The sequence below is a fragment of the Collinsella sp. LCP21S3_D3 genome (assembly GCF_052118305.1).
Classification (GTDB): domain Bacteria; phylum Actinomycetota; class Coriobacteriia; order Coriobacteriales; family Coriobacteriaceae; genus Collinsella.
On sequence record NZ_JBQKHK010000021.1, the window covers coordinates 1 to 19,595 of the forward strand.

A 19,595-nucleotide genomic window follows, 5' to 3' on the forward strand; every position below is an offset into this window, starting at 1 on the left:
CGTAAAGAAAACGCGGAGCGTTTTTAGCGAGCGGGCGAGCGCGCCGGCAGGCGGGCGAAGCCGGTGCGGATCCGCGAAGCGGATGCGCGGAATCCTATACGCCGCACCAATCGAACTTGAAGCCTCCGGCAACGGGGGCTTTTCTTTTACGCCGCCATTCGACCCCAGACACTCGACTGGAATCGTGCGCCTCCGCCCGCGGGAGACTATTTCTTATCGACTCGTGTAAGATTCCGAGTAGATGTCGCGGTCCGTCCGTGACCACTCCTTCGCTATACGACCGATCAGGGTGATATTTCGTGGCAGAGCGTCCGACATACAAGCTCAGGTTTCTCGACCCCAAAAAGCGTTTTCCATCGATGCCAGAGCAACCCGCGGGGCGCTCGTATGGTGTTGTCTGGAAAGTTTTTGGCGAGGATCCTAAAGAGTCTTGCTACGTCGTCGAATTCGTAGGCAAAAGCCACATATCGCTTTTGGGCTACGTGAGCGTGTCAGGTGAGGTCTATAAGGTTGACGGCCCTGTTCAGAAAGTGCCATTGCCCAAGAACCCCGATATGAAATTGGTCCTTGACGAGTCCGATTCCAGTGTTGGCGAGATTTTGGTGCGGGGAGCCAACGGTGCAATGCGCGCTTGTGCGCGAACGGCCGGCTCTCCCGAAGGGCCCATGCGTGAGCAGTCCGACCACGAGACATGGAATTCGAGCCGTGCTCTCCCTTATGGCGAGTTTATGGCCTCGATGTTCTTGCGCTACGTGATATTTGCCGACCCCAACAACGCTCTTGCGAACACGGTACCTGCCGACGAGCTTGATGAGGGTATAAAAAACACCGCCAACAAGATCAAACTCGTAAAGTTGCCCGAGCCGGTCGAGGTGTTTTTGGGCTTTAACACGGCACCGCTCCCCGATGCTATCGAGACGCTGCTCTACCGCGTTGACCATGCCGATAATCCGAGCGGTATCGAGCGTTATGCCGCCGCCCTTATGAGCGAGGTCGATTTGCCCCGACTGCGCACCATCGCTGCCAAGTCCGAGATGGGCCTAGCGCGTATCGACCGCTCAAAGCTGTTCTATCTCAATTTTGATCGTAGCCTGCTGGACCAAGACGAGATTGACATGCTGCTTGCTATCGAGTGTCGTCTTAACCGCCTCTCCGGCATCCTTGAGCGTATTGGGGCAGGGTTGGGCCCCGTTGCCTCGTCGCCAAGCTTTGAGGGCTGCTCGCTCTTTGACCTATGGCATATCAGCAAGACGACAAACGACGTTCCTCGCCTGCTCGAAACGCTGTCGAATGACAACCCGTGGGCCAAACCGGGTACGGTAGCTTGCCAGCCAGGCGGCGAGTGGGACGTTCGCACCCGCTTTGCACGTATCGTAGAAGCACTCAACGTGGTCACGCGGCTCGACTACACCTATCGGGCGAACGTCGCCGAGGGCATCATGCTGGTTCGATTTGGCCGAACGGTTGTCGATGCTATGCCGCAGCGCGAATACGATGCTCAAGATGATGCCTGGCGCGAGGTGGATGAGCCTAAGCGCGCAGCATGGGCCACCGAGCACGATGCGCGCGTGGCGCTCACGCTAGCAGCGGCTTGTTTTGCTGCCGGTGCCAGCATTACGCGCTGCTACGTTCAGATTGCGGCTCCCGATGGCGAGCGGGGCGAGCGCATCATTGCAACATATTCCTTTGGGCGTGCGGCTTATCTGGCCAATTGCGTTCCCGCCGCTAAGAATTTTGAAAGTATGGATATGGATGATATGCCGTGCAAGCGCATGCTTGAGGCATATGAGTCGGACGCGCCGGATGCGATTGAGCCCGCTGAGGTTCATGCTCGCCCGCGTGACGACCACCGTTCGCTGCCGCCGGCGTTGCGCGACCTGCTGCTTGCCGATACGGCTGATGAGCTTGAGGTTATGGAGGAGGGCGATGACCCGTATGTGGCGCGCGTCGCTGAGTTGCGCGAGCGGGCAAAAGTCGACCGCGCGGGTGCGTTTGAGGGCTTTTCCCGTCTTGTTGAGGAGCTGGAGGCCAAGTGCGCCGTTGCCGAGCTTTTGGCGACAGGACCGGTCCAGACGCTGTTTTGCGACAACCAACTGGTGCGTATGGTGCTGCCGGTAATGGAGGAAGACCGCTCCGTTCGTATTTTGCGCGCTCCCGATGCGCTGTACTTTGCCCAGCATGAGATTTGCAGCTTTTACGCCGATCAGGAGGATTTTGAGCGGGCATTGCCCGAGGTGCGTCATCTTTACGATCTGGCGCGCTCATCCATGCAATCACACTTTGCACTCATCAACGTGCTGGCGCGTCTGGAGCGCTATGACGAGGTCATTGAGGTGGCGCGCCACGGCCTGCGCATTGCCAGTGACCGTTCCGCAATCGGCTACCTGTTCTATCGCCTAGCGTTTGCCTACTGGAACTGCGATCAGCTCCAGCTGGCGTTGGCGTGCTACCGCTTGGTACCGCGCGGCGAGGAGTCGGGTAGCAACGCACTGGAGGAAATGCAGGGCCTTATGAACGAGATGGGTGTCAATGAGCCACCGACGTTCGAGGAAGCGGTTGAGACCATCAGTAAGGCCGGGCTCGAACTGCCGCCGGTGCCCGCCGTGTCCAACCAGCTGGCAGACGCTGCTGTGCAGCTGGTCGATAACGGTTTCTTTTTCCTGGCACGCGTCTGCATCTTCCAAATGTGGCGCACGATGGGAAACGATGAGCTCGGATCCCTCAGCCGGTCGTTGGGATAGGGGTTTGATTTATGGGGGAGGAAAGCCTGCCGGCCAATTATCAAAATTTCCCCTTGCCCGGATTCGAGTGTTTGGTTACTATGGAACGGCTGTTACGGAGAGCTGACCGAGAGGCCGAAGGTGCTCGCCTGCTAAGCGAGTATGCCCCAAAAGGGCATCTGGGGTTCGAATCCCCAGCTCTCCGCCAGTATGACTTGAAAGAAGGGTCCCATTTGGGGCCCTTTTTTGATTAGAAGAATGTTAACTGGGGATTCGAACCCTCAAAAAATGAGGCGCCCCGTTGGACGCCTCATTTGGTTCGATGTGATATCGCTTTGGCCCTACACCTCAGGAGCCTTGGCTACGGTCTCGCTCTCGGCTGTGAGCGGGCGGTTGTCGATGCGGCGGCCCAGGCGGTCGAGCTTCACGAGCAGCCACTCGATGGGATTGGGCCCCGTTCCTTCCTCGTCGGCAACCAGGTCCATGACGGCAATCTTGGTGCCGTCCTGCTTAAGCGTAACGCTGCCCACCTTATCGCCAACATGCACCGTGCCCGAAAGGTCATCGTAGCTAACCTTTTCGGTCACTTCGCCGGCGAGTGAGAACACCGTTGCCTGCGCGGTGGGGTCGGCAAGCGTGGCGTCGATCGTTTTGTCTGTCCAGTCGGTTTGACTGACACGTGCCATCAGCGGATTTCCGTTGGCGGTCTTCTTTTGCGTATTGGCGATTTCGACCGTTACCTTGTGGTCGTAATACCAACTAGCAAGTGTGGCCGTATCGGCAAAACGCTGGTCGGTGGTGCTGGAGTTCAAGACAACGGTATAGATCTCGTCGCCATCGCGATTGTAGGCGCTTGCAAAGCAGTATCCGGCATCGTCGGTGGTGCCGGTCTTACCGCCGATATTGCCGTCTTGGTCCAATAAAACATTGTGCGTTTCCATGGAATGCGAATGATCGGAGCCGTCGGCGCCCGTCACTTCGATCCAGGGATCTTTGCTCGCCATGACTTCGCGAATCGTGTCGTCCTTCATGGCCTCTTGCATCATCAATGCCACATCGTGTGCGGTTGAATGCATATCGCCGGCCCATTCGTCAAAATCCAGCCCGTGCGGGTTCTCGAAGAGCGTTCCCGTGCAGCCGAGCTTCTTGGCCTGCTCGTTCATGGCTTTTACAAACGTAGCGACGGCATCTTTGGTCTTGGGGTCAAGTTTTTTGCCCACGTGTTCGGCAAGCGCGATGGCGGCGTCGTTGCCCGAGGGGATCATCAGGCCGCGCAGCGCTTGCTCGACGGTGAGCTCGTCGCCTTCGAGGAGTCCCGCGGTCGAGTTGCCTACGGTTGCCGCCGCGTTGCTCACGGTGATTTTCTCGTCCATTTTGCAGTTCTCGACCGCGAGGATTGCAGTCATGACCTTGGTGATCGAGGCGATTTTGACTTGCTCGTCGGCGCTACGGGCATAGTAGACGGAGCCGTTTTTACCCATGACAAACGCATTGGAGGCATCGATATCGGGCAGGTCTTCGGCTGCAATGCCGCGTGCATCGGCGGCTTTGCCGCAGATGTTATCGGTCGTGAGCACTTGGGCGCCGGCGACGGACGGAATACCGGCGACAAGGGCGACGGCGCAGGCAAGGCCAACGGTCAGCTGCGCGGAACGCTTTACAAGAGGGGTAAGATGCTTCACTGATTTCGCTTTCGACGGGATGGTCTCCTTTGGCTCTAGAGTATATCGTTTACCGGCTGTGCCGCTTGGGGTTTGGCGCGTGCGGTTTATCTTCGTGTCTGAGCGGACGCTTGGGTGTGCACGGTCGATATGATTGCCCGTCGCGTATCGAGGAGGTCCTTACAAATACTTGACAATACCCTCACGCATATATGAGCTGCGATTTTTACTATCGATACTGCTGATTTGATATCGATGTGGAGGTATGCGGTATGACGGCTGCTGCGGCTGTGGGGCCCACGGAGCTCGAGGAGCTAATGGAAGCGCAGGCCGAGGTCGCGCATGAGCGCGAAGTTGGGGATGCGACTCGCCCCACGGCAGAGGACCTTGCCGCCTCGCCGACGCGCATCGATGTCGAGGGCCTCGACCTGTTCTATGGAGATCACCACGCGCTTAAGGATGTGTCCATCAAGATCCGCGACAAGCAGATTACCTCGTTTATCGGTCCTTCGGGCTGCGGCAAGTCGACGTTGCTGCGTTGCTTTAACCGCATGAACGACGGCATCAAGGACTGCCGCATCGAGGGCAAGATTGCGCTCGATGGTCAAGATATCCTGGGCGATTACGACATCTGCCGCCTTCGTCAGCGCGTGGGCATGGTGTTCCAGCGCCCCAACCCGTTTCCCATGAGCATCTACGACAACGTCGCCTATGGCCCCCGCGGTATGGGTGTGCGCGATCGCGCTGTGCTGGATGAGCTGGTCGAGGATTCCCTGCGCCGCGCTGCCCTGTGGGACGAAGTCAAGGACAAACTCAAGGAGTCTGGTCTGAGGCTTTCGGGCGGACAGCAGCAACGTTTGTGCATCGCCCGTGCGCTTGCCGTGCAGCCCGATATTCTGCTGATGGACGAGCCGACCTCGGCGCTCGATCCCGTGTCGACGCTCGTGGTGGAGCAGCTGGCCTGCGAGCTCAAAGAGACCTGCACGCTCGTGGTCGTTACACACAATATGCAGCAGGCGGCGCGCATATCCGATTCCGTCGCGTTTTTCTTGCTAGGTGAGTTGGTGGAGCACGCGCCCACCGCTCAGCTTTTCAAAAATCCTACCGACCCGCGTACGGCGGATTATTTGACGGGCCGTTTTGGCTGATACCATCTAGTAAAGGTACCTTTAGGATTAAGATGCGGTCATGCCGGCCGCAAAGGGGTTCAACATGATCTATTACGTCGAGGACGATGACAACATCAGGGATTTGACGGTCTATGCGCTGCGCAAGCAGGGGATCGAGGCCGAAGGCTTTTCGTGCGACGGTGAGTTTAAGGCTGCCGTGGCGCGACGGGTGCCCGATGCTGTGCTGCTCGATATCATGCTGCCCGATACCGATGGCTTGGCGATTATGCGTCGCCTGCGTGCCGATCGCCTGACGGAGACGGTGCCCATCATGATGCTTACCGCCAAGGATACCGAGCTCGACAAGGTGATGGCGCTCGATGGCGGTGCCGACGATTATCTGACTAAGCCGTTTTCGCTCATGGAGCTTGCGAGCCGCTGCCGCGCACTGCTGCGTCGCGGCGGCATGGTCAAGCAGGCGAGCGATGTGCTCAGCGTGGGCGATATCGTGCTTTCGCCCAGCCATCGCGAGGTGACCGTTGCCGGCGAGCCGCTTAAGCTCACCCTGCGCGAGTTCGACCTGCTCGAGTACCTCATGCGCAAGCCCGGCGTGGTCTTTACCCGCGAGTCGTTGCTGCAGAGCGTGTGGGGCTGGGACTTCGACGGCGGTTCGCGCACCGTTGACGTGCACGTTCAGACGCTTCGCCAAAAACTGGGCGAGCATGCCAGCGCCATCGAGACCGTGCGCGGCGTGGGCTACCGCTTGGCCGAGCCTTCTGCCGGTGACGGTGCCGAAGGTGACGACACCGCGGCCACCGCATCGGAGGAGTAGCCCGTGGTCTTCGCCCCCCAGGGAAAACATACGCTGTCGCACCGCGTTTTTGTGACGATCTTTGTTTGCGCCATGGCGGTTATCGTGGCGTTTACGGTGCTGGGTGCGTTCTTTGTGCAAAACACCTTGGCGGATGCCACGAGTGCCAATCTGGCGCAGGAAACCGAGCTCATTGCTGCCGCCCTCGACGAACAGCAGGAGCCCATCCCGTTCTTGCGTAGCCTCGATCGCGAGGACTTGCGCATTACGCTGATTAACAAGGATGGATCGGTTGCCTACGACAACGAGGCGTCGCCTTCCTCACTGCCCAACCATGGCGATCGCCCCGAGGTCATCGAGGCCTTTGAGAGTGGTTTGGGTTCCGCGGAGCGCGCAAGCTCTACGCTCGACGAGATTATGCTGTATCGCGCCGTCGCCCTTGATAACGGCCAGGTTGTCCGCTTGGCGCAAGCCCAGCCTGGCGTTGCGGCGATTTTGCTGTCGATGGTGGCGCCGATGCTGCTTATCGCAGCAGCGGGTGCAATACTCTCGTTTTTTATGGCGCGCCGCGAGTCCCGTGCAATCATCGCGCCGTTGCAAGAGGTAGATTTGGACCACCCACGCCGTAGCTATGAGCACGCCTATGCCGAGATGGTCCCCATGCTTGAGCGTATCGAGTCGCAGCGCCAGGAACTCAAGCGCCAAATGGCGGTGCTAGCGGACAACGACCGAATGCGCCGCGAGTTCACGGCCAATATCACCCATGAGCTCAAGACCCCGCTTACCGCGATTTCGGGCTATGCCGAGCTTATTGCAAACGGCATGGTTGAGGGCGAGGACGACTTGCGCAACTTTGGTGGCCGCATCTATCGCGAGGCGGGCCGCCTGGCAGCGCTCGTCAACGACATTCTTACGCTTTCCAACTTGGACGAGGCGGAGCGAGCATCCGAGGGCGAGGCGGTGCCCATTGGGTCCACAGAACCCATCGAGCTCTCTCGCGCCATTTTGACGGTGGAACAGCGTCTTGAGCAAGTTGCCCGGCAGTCGAATGTGACCATTGGGCACGAGACGAAGCCCATGGTGATCGAAGGCGTGCCGCGCCTGATTGACGAGCTGATCTACAACCTTGCAAGCAACGCCATTCGCTACAACCGACCTGGCGGTACGGTCACGCTGCGCTGCGGGACCAATGACGAGGGTCATCCGTACCTGTCTGTTGCCGATACGGGTATCGGTATTGCGCCCGAGGAGCAGGGTAAAGTGTTCGAGCGTTTTTATCGCGTGGACAAGAGTCGTTCTAAGGCGCGTGGCGGAACCGGCCTGGGTTTGGCGATCGTCAAACACGCCGCTCTGTACCATCACGCCGCGATTGACCTGTCGAGTGAGCCGGGCGTGGGAACCACCATTACGGTAACGTTTCCCGTGCAACAAGAGGGACCGTTCGCGTAGCGGCATAGCAAAAACCGAGGATTAGACGGTACGCCCGCGCCTCCGCTACCGCGTGAATTGTTGCGCAACTTACACGCGGACGCTGTATCTTATGTATAGAGCTTGGGCATGGTAGAAATATGCGATATTATACGAGCAGTTTTGTCAATACGAACTCGGGAACTGAAAGGCAAGCTGCATGACCCTTCTCGAATTGTTCCAGCTGCTCAAAAAGCACCTCAAGCTGGTCATCACCCTTCCGGTGGTCTGCGCGATCGCCATGGGCATCGTGTCCTTCGTTGCGATGGACAACACCTATACCGCGACGACGAGCATGTACATTCTCGCCAAGACCGACGATAGCGGTCAGATGAGCTACAACGATCTCTCGGCGAGCCAGATGCTTTCCAACGATATCGCCACGCTGCTGGATAGCGATAGCGTTAAGAGCGGCGCCGCCAAGGAACTGGGCCTCACCGATCTGGATGACTACAAGGTGTCTGTTTCCTCCGAGACCACCACGCGTGTCATTACGCTTTCGGTTACCGGCACCGATGCCAAGGAGACGGCTGAGGTCGCAAAGGCCATAGCTAGCTCGGTGAGTACGGTCGCTCAGAACGTCGGCGCTGCCCAGAGCATCAACGTTATCGACGAGGCTAAGACCCCCGAAGCCCCCAGCGGTCCCAAGCGTATGCTGTACGTTGCTGTCGCGTTCCTCGCGGGCATCTTTATCGCAGTTGCCTATGTCGTTTTGGCAGACATGCTCAATACCCGCATCCGCGGTGCAGAAGAGGCAGAAGAGCTCCTGGGCATTCCCGTTGTTGGCCGAATTCCGGCTATGAAAGGTGGTAAATAGGCATGGCTAAGGCAAAGAACACCGATAAGCTCGTTGTACAGAATGCCGCCAAGACCCTTCTGGCCAACATCCGCTTTGCGAGCGTGGATGATCCCATTCGCACCATTACCGTCACGTCCTCGATTCCCAACGAGGGTAAGTCTACGGTTTCCATCAACCTTGCCCAGGCTATCGCCACCAGCGGCAAGAGCGTCCTGCTGGTCGAGGCTGATATGCGTCGCAGGTCCCTTGCCGATATGCTCGGCGTCCGCTCCCGCGGCGGACTCTACGCAGTCCTTTCCGAGCAGGTTTCTATTGACCAGGCGATTGTCGAGACGGGTCAGAAGAACTTCTACTTCCTCGATGCCGAGCCGCATATTCCCAATCCTGCCGACATCATCGTCTCTCACCGCTTTGCCAAGCTGGTAAAGGCACTGTCCGCCAAGTTCCAGTACGTCATCTTTGATGCTCCCCCGGTCGGCACCTTCATCGATGCTGCCGAGATCGCCAGCCTGACTGACGGCACGCTGTTTGTGGTGCGCGAAGACTTCACCAAGCGCGAGGAGGCGCTCAACGCCATCGCTCAGCTTAAGAAGTCCGAGAAGGTCAAGCTCATCGGTACCGTTATGAATTACTGCGAGACCGAGACCAGCGAGTATTACTATTCTTACTACACCAAGGAAGGTAAGAAGGTAAAGAACGGTTCCGCTGCTCAGGGTGCTTCTAAAATGGGCATCTTTACCAACCGGGCAAACGTTTAGTTGATTAAGGCCGACCTATGCGCGACATTCATTGTCATATCTTGCCGGGTGTAGACGACGGCGCTGCCGATCTTGATGAGAGCTTGGCGATGCTTGCAGCTGCCAAGCAGGCTGGCGTAACCAGAATTGTCTGCACCCCGCATTGCCGAGATCCCTATTTTGACTACGACAAGATGTGGGATGCCTTTGAGCTATTGCGGGATAACGCAGATGGTTTTCCGCTTCAGATGGGCTTTGAGGTCAACCACCGAAAGCTCGTCGAGCTGGGCATCGACGCTGCGGAGTACCTGCATTTCGATGGAACCAACGAGTTCCTGCTCGAGCTTTCGACGCATGCTGATTCCTATGCGTTTAGAGAGTACGAGAGTACGATTTACGATTTGCAATGCCGCGGCTACCAGGTGATCATCGCCCATCCCGAGCGATATCGCGCTGTTCAAAAGGATGTGAGTGTGGCCGAGCGTCTGGTCGACATGGGCTGTAAGCTGCAGGCTTCTGCCGACTTTATTGCGGGTGGGCGCTTTGGTCGCGAGAAAAAGCCGGCGCAGCGTCTGTTCGAGCAAAATCTGTACAGCTTTATCGCGAGTGACGCCCATAACGTGGGCCACTACGATTGCCTGGCAAAAGCGCGTGCGAAGTTTAGTGTGCGCGGGGCTCATTTTCGCTAAAATCTGTCCCTAACGTTCTTACTGAATGAAGGGGCCGCCTTGGATATCCAACTTAAGACAGGTTGCTTTGAGGACGCGGCGCTGGTGCGCCGCGCCGTTTTTATGGACGAACAAGGCTATGAAAACGAGTTTGACCAGATTGACGAGGACCCGGGCTGCATCCATGTGACGCTGTATGTGGATGGCCAACTCACCGGCTGCTCGCGCGTGTTTCCCGAGGAGCTGGAGCGCGCGGCAGATGCGGAGGCTCCGGTGCCACCGGCGTGCGACTTGGACGAAGGCGTCGCCGCGGGGGAGACCTACATTATGGGGCGCGTCGCCGTGCTGCCGGCTATGCGTCGTCGCGGGTTGGCAAGCGCGATCGTCGAGGCCAGCGATACATGCGCACGCGATGCCGGCGCTAAACTTATTAAGCTGCACGCGCAGGAATACGTGTTGCCGCTCTATGAAAAGGCTGGCTACACACAAATTGCCCCGGTTGACTACGAAGACGAGGGCCAACCCCATGCCTGGATGGCCAAGCGCGTAGATGGCAGATAGGGACGTTCCTTTTCTGTCGGCAGTTGGGGACACTCCTTGGCAATTGGCGCATCGGAGTGTTCGGACATACAGTTTTTCGATTCCGCATGTATATATGCGCGCTAATGGGTTATAAAATCTAAGTCTGAACATAGCAGGTCTGCGATACGGCTCGGGCAACCGAGCTGTTTTTGCGGACGGGGGTAGCGCGAAAGGACTGCACATGCGTCAATTTAAGACCGAGAGCAAAAAGTTGCTCGACCTCATGATCAACTCCATCTACACCAACAAGGAAATCTTCCTGCGCGAGCTTATCTCTAACGCGAGCGACGCCGTCGACAAGCTCAACTTTAAGAGCCTGCAGGATCCGAGCGTCAAGCTCGACCAGGGCGACCTGGCTATTCGCGTCTCCTTTGATAAAGACGCCCGCACCATTACCATCTCGGATAACGGCATTGGCATGACCGCCGAGGAGCTCGAGCGCAACCTGGGCACCATTGCCCATTCCGGCTCCGAGGAGTTTAAGACCGAGAACGCCGAGCAGCAGGGTTCGGATGTCGACATCATCGGTCAGTTTGGCGTGGGCTTCTACTCGGCCTTTATGGTCGCCAGCCACGTGAAGGTGGTCAGCCGCGCTTATGGCGAGGATGTCGCCCATGTGTGGGAATCCGACGGTCTTGAGGGCTATACCATCGAGGACGGCGAGCGCGCCGAGCACGGCACCGATGTCATCCTGACGCTGCGCGAGAACGAGAAGCTCGACGCCGATGGCGAGGCCGGGACCTACGATCGCTTCCTGACCGAGTGGGGCCTCAAGAGCCTGATTCAGCAGTACAGCAACTATGTGCGCTACCCAATCCAAATGATGGTCTCCAAGAGCCGCCAGAAACCCAAGCCCGAGGACGCGCCGGAGGATTACAAGCCCGAGTACGAGGACTACCAGGAGCTCGAGACCGTTAACTCCATGACGCCGATCTGGAAGAAGCGCAGCTCCGATGTTGAGCAGAAGGACTATGACGAGTTCTACAAGTCTACGTTCCACGACTTTGACGATCCTGCGCGCACCATCAGCTTCCACGCCGAGGGTACGCTCGAGTACGACGCCCTGCTGTTTGTGCCGGGCCGCGCGCCGTTCGATTTGTACAGCAAGGACTACGAAAAGGGCCTGGCGCTCTACAGCTCCAACGTCCTGATCATGGAGAAGTGCGACGACCTGCTTCCCGACTACTATAACTTTGTCCGCGGCGTCGTGGATTCCGCCGACGTGTCGCTCAACATCTCGCGCGAGACGCTGCAGCAGAACCGTCAGCTCAAGGCTATCGCCAAGCGTGTGGAAAAGAAGATTACCGCCGACCTTGAGGATATGCGTGACAACGACCGCGAGGCCTACGAGAAGTTCTTTGAGAACTTTGGCCGTGGCCTTAAGTACGGCATCTATTCGAGCTATGGCATGAAGGCCGATGAGCTCGCCGACCTGCTGCTGTTCTGGTCTGCCAAGGAGCAGAAGATGATTACCCTGGCCGAGTATGCCAAGGGCATGCCCGAAGATCAGAAGGCCATCTACTACGCCGCCGGCGACTCGCGTGAGCGCTTGACCAAGATGCCCGTGGTAAAGGGCGTACTCGACCGCGGCTATGACGTGCTGCTGCTGACGCAGGATGTAGATGAGTTCACGTTCCAGGCTATGCGTGAGTACGTTGCCGTCGATATGCCCAAGATCTACGAGGACGACGCTGCCCGCGAGGCTGCCGAGAAGGCTGTTGCCGACGGTGCCGAGCCCGAGGTCGAGGATCGTCACCTGGAGCTCAAGAATGTCGCTACCGGCGATCTTGACCTGGCGACCGAGGACGAGAAGAAGGAGGCCGAGGACGCCACTAAGGAGAACGAGGACCTCTTTAGCGCCATGAAGGAGGCACTCGGTGACAAGGTCGAGAAGGTCGCCGTCTCTGCGCGCCTGACCGATGCTCCCGCGTGCATCACCACCGAGGGTCCGCTTTCGCTCGAGATGGAGAAGGTGCTTCAGAAGGGTCCCGAGGGTGCGCCCGACGGTATGCCCAAGAGCCAGCGTGTGCTCGAGCTCAACGCCAAGCACCCGGTCTTTGCCAAGCTCGTCGCTGCCCAGAAGGCGGGCGACGCCGACAAGATCAAGCAGTACTCCGGCCTGCTCTATGACCAGGCCCTGCTCGTCGAGGGTATTTTGCCCGAGGACCCCGTTGCCTTCGCGGCGGCTGTCTGCGAGCTTATGTAATTGGTTCCGCCGTTCTGCCGAACGGCGGACCGGTCGACGCTGCGCGGGCACCAGAGCGACAACTTGTCATTCAAAGAGGACGGCATGACCAGAAGGTCTATGCCGTCCTCTTTTCATGCCAATTTGTTCGCTCTGGTGCCCGCTCGCTGGCATTGCCAAAACATCGACGTTACCGTGGTCCAAACTAGTCGTTGGGGACGTTCTTGTTTGACTAGTCGTTTAAGAACGTTCCTAATGACTAAAGAACGTCCCCAACGACTAGTTGGGTTGCTAATTTGTGCGGGTTGTGGTTTTGGGAGCTGCGGGAATTTAAGATACTGTACAACTGTACGTTAACTCATCTTCGTAGTATATTGCTACCCGCAAAACTCAATACCATTGTGCCCTGAGACGCTAAAGCGCCTTCGTACAATGGTTATCGATAGTACGATTCGATTCAACGACAGGATGGATGGTCCAAGCGTGAGTCTCGGCAGCAAACTATCCGATGCAAAGGTTTCCTTTGCAATCTTTAAACGCGACATCAAGCGATTGATCGTGAACCCCGTCGCCCTGGTGGTTACCCTCGGCGTGTGCGTTATTCCCTCGCTGTATGCCTGGTACAACATCGTTGCCAACTGGGATCCGTACGGAAACACCCAGGGTATCAAGATTGCCATCGCCAACAACGATCAGGGCACCCAAAACGACTTGGTGGGCGAGCTCAACGCGGGCGATAAGGTCGTCGATCAGCTCAAGGAGAACGATCGGCTGGGCTGGACCTTCGTCGATTCGGCGGCCGATGCCAAAGAGGGCGTTGAGAGCGGTGAGTACTATGCGGCCATCGTAATCCCCAAGAACTTCTCGGATAACCTGGTTTCGATGCTCGACGGCAACTACCATCAGCCCAAGCTTACGTACTACGTCAATGAGAAGAAGAGCGCTATTGCGCCCAAGGTTACCGACACCGGTGCCAACACCATCGAGGAGCAGATCAACTCGGAATTTGTCTCCACGGCGGGCGAGACCGTTGCCGGTATCGCCAAGGATGCCGGAGTCGATTTAAAGGACAAGGCAACCCAGACCCAGGATTCGCTGGCAAGTTCGGTGTCCGAAGCATCCGATACCTTGGGCGAGGTGCGTGGTTCGATTGGCGACATGAATGCCGCCATCGATAAGACAAGCAGCTCGATTGCTTCGGCCGATGCTGCGTTGGCGGGCCTGCAGGGACAGGCGCCTTCGCTAACGCAGGCAATCGCTCAGGGTAATGATCTGCTGGGCGAAGCTCGCACCACGGCTGGCAAGTCCATCACCTCGCTTTCCAAGGCGCTCTCGGAGGGCAGCGCCGCGTTGAGCAAGACGTCGGCTTCCGCGTACACCGCGGTCGGAAAGATGACGGGTGCTTTGACGTCCACAACCACCCGCATCGACAACTCGCGCGAATCGCTTCAGGCGACGATCGACCATAACAAGACTCTTATCGAGAGTCTGCAGAAGCTGGCCGACAGCGCGCCGACGGGCTCGGAAGAAGTTAATGCGCTGATCGCGTCTGCGATTGATATGCTTCGAGGGCAAATTGAGAGCCTTCAGGCCGTCAAGAATAATCTCTCCGATCAGTCAAACGCTATTGCGAATGACGCTTTGGCTGTCTCGGGCGCCAGCGATGCTATCGACATTGCGATCAAAACCGGTACGACCAACATGAATCAGGCTCAGACGGATCTGGGGCAGAACGCGCTGCCGAAGGCTTCGAGCGCTCTGGACTCCTTCGCCGCCGTTTCGGGCGACCTGACCGGCATCGTATCGGGTCTTACGCCCACGATTGCGAGCGCGCGTGGCACGCTGGCCCAACTCGATGCGACGCTCAAACAGGCCAAGACCACACTGTCCCAGACCGATGCCTCGCTTGCCAAGGTTCAGGACAAGCTCGCGACCGCCGCCAATGACATTGCGGCGCTGCAGACCTTTGAGTCTATGGGCGAGTTGGCCGGCCTCATGGACGTCGACGTCGATGACGTGGCAGATTTCATGGCATCTCCGGTTGAGCTGACGTCCAAGTCAATCTATCCGGTCAAGAGCTTTGGCTCGGGCATCGCGCCCTTCTACACCAATCTGGCGCTGTGGGTAGGCGGCTATGTGCTCATCGCCATCTACAAGCTCGAGGTCGACCGTGAAGGCATCGGCAGCTTTACCGCGCGTCAGGGCTACTTTGGTCGCTGGTTGCTCCTGGTGATCCTGGGCGCGTTCCAGGCCATCATCGTTACGGTGGGCGATCTGGTCATTGGCGTTCAGTGCGTCAATCCGCTGCTCTTTGTGCTGGGCGGCATCGCTATCTCGTTCACCTACGTCAACATCATCTATGCGCTGTCCACTACCTTTAAGCATATCGGCAAAGCCATTGGCGTCATCCTCGTCATTGTGCAGATCCCCGGCTCGTCGGGCATGTATCCCATCGAGATGATGCCCGGCTTCTTCCAGTGGCTGCACCCGCTGCTGCCCTTCACCTATGGCATCAACCTGCTGCGCGAGACCGTCGGCGGCATGTATTCGTTCAACTACCTGTTTAACCTGTGCATCCTGGGCGTGTTCTTGATCGTGGCGCTCTTTATCGGTCTGCAGCTGCGCCCGTTGCTGCTCAACCTCAATCTGCTCTTTGATAAACAGCTTTCCACGACCGGTATGATGATTTGCGAGTCCAACGACCTGCCGCGCCAGCGCTACTCGCTGCGCACGGCCATGCGTGTCATGCTCGATTCCGATTCGTACCGTCGCGAACTGCTCGATCATGCGGTCGCCTTTGAGCATCGCTACCCGTACTACATCAAGGGCGGTTTTGCCGCCGTGGTAGGCGTGCAGGTCCTGCTCTTTGTCCTGTCGACGGTGCTCGATATCGACAATAACGGCAAGATCATCCTGCTCGTTATCTGGATCATTTCGGTTATCGCCATCTGTGGCTGGCTCATCAACATCGAGTACATCCGCGCGAGCCTCAATACCCAGATGCGTATCTCGGCGCTTTCGGACGAGGACCTGCGCCGCGAGATGCGCGAGCACACGGCTGCCATCCCCGCCGCCCGTCGCATGTTTGGTCTCAACGCCAGCGAGCGGGGCACCAAGGACAGCGAACAGCCCACGAGCCGTCTGCCGCATATCGGTGCGCATCGTAAGGCTCAAGATGCCGACGGCGTTGACAACGTAAACGGAAACGACGGGGACACCACCCCGCTTGGCAAGCACTCTAAAGGAGGTGAGGCATAAATGAAAAACATCCTGCACCTGTTTAAGCGCGATGTCCAAAACGTGTCTCGCTCCGTGATCGGCATGGTCGTCGTGATGGGCCTCATTATCGTGCCGTGCCTGTACGCGTGGTTTAACATCGCCGGCAGCTGGGATCCCTACGGCAATACCGGCAACCTTAAGATTGCCGTGGTCAATACCGATGAGGGCTACGAGAGCGATCTGATCCCCGTCGAGGTCAACGTGGGCGAAAACGTAACCGCCACCCTGCGCGGCAACGAGAACTTCGACTGGGTTGTCCTCAACGACCGCGATAAGGCGATCGAGGGCGTTAAGTCGGGCGCGTACTACGCTGCCGTCGTTATCCCTAAAACGTTTAGCGCCGACATGATGACGCTTTTCTCGACTGAGGTGAAGCATGCCGATATCGAGTTCTACGAGAACCAGAAGGCCAACGCCATCGCGCAGATCGTGACCGAGAAGGGCTCGAGCGCCGTCCAGAGCCAAGTCAATGAGACCTTTACCAAGACCATCACGACCATCGGCCTTAAGACGGTGTCCAGCCTGCTCGATTACATGAGCACCGACCAGGTGAGCAACTTTATCGCCAACCTGTCCTCGACGCTGGGCGATTCGGTCCAGGGCTTGCAGGACATTCAGGCCAGCGCAACGTCGCTTGCGGGCATTTTGAGCTCCACGTCCGATTCGCTGACGTCGGCGAGCGGTATGCTCAAGCAGTCCGGATCGACCGAGGAGTCGGTGAAGCAGCTCATGCGGCATGCCGAGAGCGGTATTGCCGATTCCGAGCAAGCGCTCAAGTCCGCCAGCGATGCGATCGATGCCGCTATTGATGGGAGCGCGGGTTCGTTCGATAACGTTTCCACCGAGCTCGAAAATGCATTCGATGCTGCAAACCAGCATGTCAATCTTACGGTGTCCCAACTCGATGCTGCCGCCAAGGCCCTCAATGCGCGCGCCAAGGATATCGATGCGATGGCCGATCAACTCTGCAGACTTGCCGACCAGGTGAGCGATGAGAATTTGAAGGACGGCCTCAAGTCCGCCGCGACGTCGCTGGGCGGAATCGCCGATGAGTACCGCAACAATGCGAAGGACCTGACGGCGACCGAGGAGTCTCTCTCCGGCAGCATGGCCGAGGTCATCAACTCGCGTGCCTTGGTCGACCAGGCCATCGCCGATGCCAAGGCCGGCATCGCGGGCGCCAAATCCGATTACGATTCCACGTTCTCGGTTAAGGCCAAGGAGCTCAAGAAGACCGTCTCGGGCATTCTAGACTCGCTCGATGGTATCTCGGGCGATCTGGATAGCGCCGTAGATGGCCTGACCGACGCATCCGGTTCGCTGGCAAAGGGCCTCTCCAAGGCTGCAAAGCTGGTCAACAAGGCTTCCGATCAGCTGGGCGAGGCGTCGGACAAGATCAGCGCGTTTAAGGACGAGCTCGACGGTGCCCTTATGTCAGATGATCTTGCGACGATCAAGACGATGATCGGCAACGATCCCGAGGGTTTGGCCGTGTCGCTTTCCGGCCCCGTTGCGCTCGATCGCAAGCCGGTCTATCCGATCCGCAACTACGGTTCGGCCATGGCACCGTTCTACACGATTCTGTCGCTCTGGGTTGGCTCGATCGTACTGGCGGCCATGATGAAGGTCTCGGTCGACGATGAGCTCATCAACGAGCTCATCCCCGTACGCCTGCACGAGATCTACCTGGGCCGTTATCTGTTCTTTGGCGGTCTGGCCTTGCTGCAGGCAACGCTCGTGTGCGCCGGCGATATCTTGTTCTTTGGAATCCAGTGCGACAACCCGCTGCAGTTTGTGTTGGCGGGCTGGATCGCGAGTCTCGTGTTCTCCAATATCGTCTACACGCTTACGGTTTCGTTTGGCGATATCGGCAAGGCCCTCGCTGTCGTGCTGTTGGTCATGCAGGTCGGTGGCTCGGGCGGCACATTCCCCATCGAGATGACCGGCCCCGTGTTCCAGGCGATCTATCCGTTCCTGCCGTTTACCCATGGCATCAACGCCATGCATGCCGCCATGGCTGGCGCCTACCATATGGAGTACTGGGTTGAGCTGGGTATTCTGGCGAGCTATCTGATTCCGTCGCTGGCCCTGGGCGTGGTCTTCCGTCGTCCGGTCATCAAAGCCAACGACTGGATTATCGAAAAGCTGGAGTCGACAAAGCTAATTTAGTGCGGCAACGTTAACGCTGATGTAGCACTAATGCCAGCGAGCGAGCCGCATTTGCGCCAAGGTGACGTGAAATGAAAGGGCGCTGACCTTCTGGTCGCGCCCTTGAAATTGAACGTCAGATTGGCGTGAATGCGGCTCGCGCAGCGTCGGCCGGTCCGCCGTTCGGTAGAACGGCGGAACAAAACGCTTTAGTGGGCTGAATTGCGTGGGCTGCTTGATTGTTGCTACAGTTGCGGGGCGTGCCGGGGGTCCGGCGCGTCCCGTTTTTATTTGACCATGAGGCGGCATGCGGTCGCGCGCGTGCGGACACCACGCCCAGACCGAGCGCGAGGATGCCCTATGGCTCATCATGCCGTTATTGAAATCGAAAATATGCCCGATAGCCCTGTGGCCCGCGAAGACCTGGGTGCCGGCGGTGCCTCTCGCGGTGCCGGTGCGCGCTCGCCGCTGTTCTGGAAGGTCTCGCTGCTTTCGATAGCGGTCATCTGGGGCTATTCCTTTACCACCATGAAGGACGCGCTCGATACCATTCCGGTGTTCGAGCTGCTCTACATTCGCTTTCTTCCGGCGTCGCTGGTCATGCTTGCCGTCTTCCACAAGCGCATTGTTGCCCATTTCAACGCTCGAAATCTGATTGTTGGACTTGGCATGGGCGTGCTCATGTGGGGTGCCTACGGTTTGCAGACGATTGGTCTGGCGCAGACCACGGCAGGCAAAAGCGCGTTTTTGACGGGCACGTACTGCATCTTGGTTCCGTTTGCGAGCTATGTCCTAAGCGGCGAAAAACTTACCCGTTACAACTTGGGTGCCGCGTTGCTGTGTCTGGCGGGCATTGGCTTGGTGGCGCTTGATAGCGTCGAGTTCAATGTCGGCGATGTTATTACGCTGGGCGGCGCGGTCTTCTTTGCCATCCAGATGGCGGTGGCCGCTAAGTACGGTCGCAAGATGGACATCAACGTCATCACGTTTTGGATGTTTGCGGGCAACGGTGTGCTGTGCCTGATCTCTTCGCTGCCGTTCGAGACCCAGGCGCCTTTATCCGTGTGGACGCCGAGCTTTATTGGCGTGATGGCATTTCTCTCGGTAGGCTGCACATGCGTGGGTTTGCTCATCCAAAACGTGGGCTTGGCGCATGTCCCGGCCTCGACGGGCTCACTACTGCTTTCGATGGAGTCGCCATCGGGCGTGCTGTTCTCGGTGCTGCTGATGGGGGAGGTGCTCACCTCGCGTTTGCTTGCCGGCTTTGCGCTCATCTTCCTGTCGATTATCTTGAGCGAGACGCACTTTGACTTTTTGCGTAACTCTCCGTTAGACCAGCGTTGACGTAATAATGTCCCGTCCCCGCCCTAAGATGAATGTCGCCAAACATCAACATCGAAGAGACGGGGACGGGATGCTGGACATCATA

13 protein-coding genes and 1 tRNA gene are annotated in these 19,595 nt (G+C 58.1%); 13 read left to right on the forward strand and 1 reads right to left on the reverse strand.

The genetic code is table 11. The features are described 5' to 3' along the window. Nucleotides 1–554 precede the first annotated feature (554 nt). Nucleotides 555–2,741, forward strand: coding sequence for a tetratricopeptide repeat protein (locus ACTQ1S_RS08265; protein ID WP_441064071.1), 2,187 nt, complete (start codon nt 555–557; stop codon nt 2,739–2,741). Nucleotides 2,742–2,837: 96 nt separating this feature from the next. Continuing rightward, nucleotides 2,838–2,928: transfer RNA gene (locus ACTQ1S_RS08270), tRNA-Ser, on the forward strand. Between the two features lie 133 nt (nt 2,929–3,061). Here the strand turns inward: ACTQ1S_RS08270 and ACTQ1S_RS08275 are convergent. Continuing rightward, nucleotides 3,062–4,402, reverse strand: a complete 1,341-nt coding sequence (locus ACTQ1S_RS08275; protein ID WP_441064070.1) for a D-alanyl-D-alanine carboxypeptidase family protein — start codon at nt 4,400–4,402, stop codon at nt 3,062–3,064. 251 nt (nt 4,403–4,653) lie between these two features. On the opposite strand from ACTQ1S_RS08275, the gene pstB reads away from it, so the two are divergent. From pstB to ACTQ1S_RS08330, 11 genes are all read left to right on the forward strand, one after another. Beyond that, the gene (gene pstB / locus ACTQ1S_RS08280) at nt 4,654–5,529 is read left to right on the forward strand and encodes a phosphate ABC transporter ATP-binding protein PstB (protein ID WP_441547489.1); all 876 of its coding nucleotides are present in this window, start codon (nt 4,654–4,656) and stop codon (nt 5,527–5,529) included. 64 nt (nt 5,530–5,593) lie between these two features. After that, a complete protein-coding gene (locus tag ACTQ1S_RS08285; RefSeq protein WP_154517679.1) occupies nt 5,594–6,322 on the forward strand; it encodes a response regulator transcription factor in 729 nt (242 codons plus the stop codon). A gap of 3 nt (nt 6,323–6,325) precedes the next feature. Next, nucleotides 6,326–7,750 (forward strand): sensor histidine kinase, encoded by a 1,425-nt coding sequence (locus ACTQ1S_RS08290; RefSeq protein WP_441064068.1) that lies wholly within the window; start codon nt 6,326–6,328, stop codon nt 7,748–7,750. Nucleotides 7,751–7,928: 178 nt separating this feature from the next. Beyond that, on the forward strand, nt 7,929–8,585 hold the full coding sequence (locus ACTQ1S_RS08295; RefSeq protein WP_349074521.1) for a YveK family protein: 657 nt from the start codon (nt 7,929–7,931) through the stop codon (nt 8,583–8,585). A 2-nt stretch (nt 8,586–8,587) separates the two neighbouring features. Next, the gene (locus ACTQ1S_RS08300; protein WP_441057094.1) at nt 8,588–9,325 is read left to right on the forward strand and encodes a CpsD/CapB family tyrosine-protein kinase; all 738 of its coding nucleotides are present in this window, start codon (nt 8,588–8,590) and stop codon (nt 9,323–9,325) included. A 17-nt stretch (nt 9,326–9,342) separates the two neighbouring features. After that, nucleotides 9,343–9,993 carry a tyrosine-protein phosphatase gene (locus ACTQ1S_RS08305; RefSeq protein WP_441057096.1) on the forward strand — a complete coding sequence of 217 codons (651 nt, stop codon included), beginning with the start codon at nt 9,343–9,345 and terminating at the stop codon, nt 9,991–9,993. Between the two features lie 39 nt (nt 9,994–10,032). Then, entirely contained in the window at nt 10,033–10,533 is a 501-nt protein-coding gene (locus ACTQ1S_RS08310; RefSeq protein ID WP_427795298.1) for a GNAT family N-acetyltransferase, read from the forward strand. Nucleotides 10,534–10,735: 202 nt separating this feature from the next. Beyond that, a complete protein-coding gene (gene htpG, locus ACTQ1S_RS08315) occupies nt 10,736–12,760 on the forward strand; it encodes a molecular chaperone HtpG (RefSeq protein ID WP_441547490.1) in 2,025 nt (674 codons plus the stop codon). Nucleotides 12,761–13,222: 462 nt separating this feature from the next. Continuing rightward, nucleotides 13,223–15,997, forward strand: a complete 2,775-nt coding sequence (locus tag ACTQ1S_RS08320; protein ID WP_441547491.1) for a YhgE/Pip family protein — start codon at nt 13,223–13,225, stop codon at nt 15,995–15,997. After that, complete coding sequence (locus ACTQ1S_RS08325) at nt 15,998–18,187, forward strand: YhgE/Pip family protein (protein WP_441064064.1); 2,190 nt, start codon at nt 15,998–16,000, stop codon at nt 18,185–18,187. It begins immediately after the preceding gene. A 339-nt stretch (nt 18,188–18,526) separates the two neighbouring features. Further along, nucleotides 18,527–19,510, forward strand: a complete 984-nt coding sequence (locus tag ACTQ1S_RS08330; protein WP_441547492.1) for a DMT family transporter — start codon at nt 18,527–18,529, stop codon at nt 19,508–19,510. The last annotated feature ends 85 nt before the right edge of the window (nt 19,511–19,595 follow it).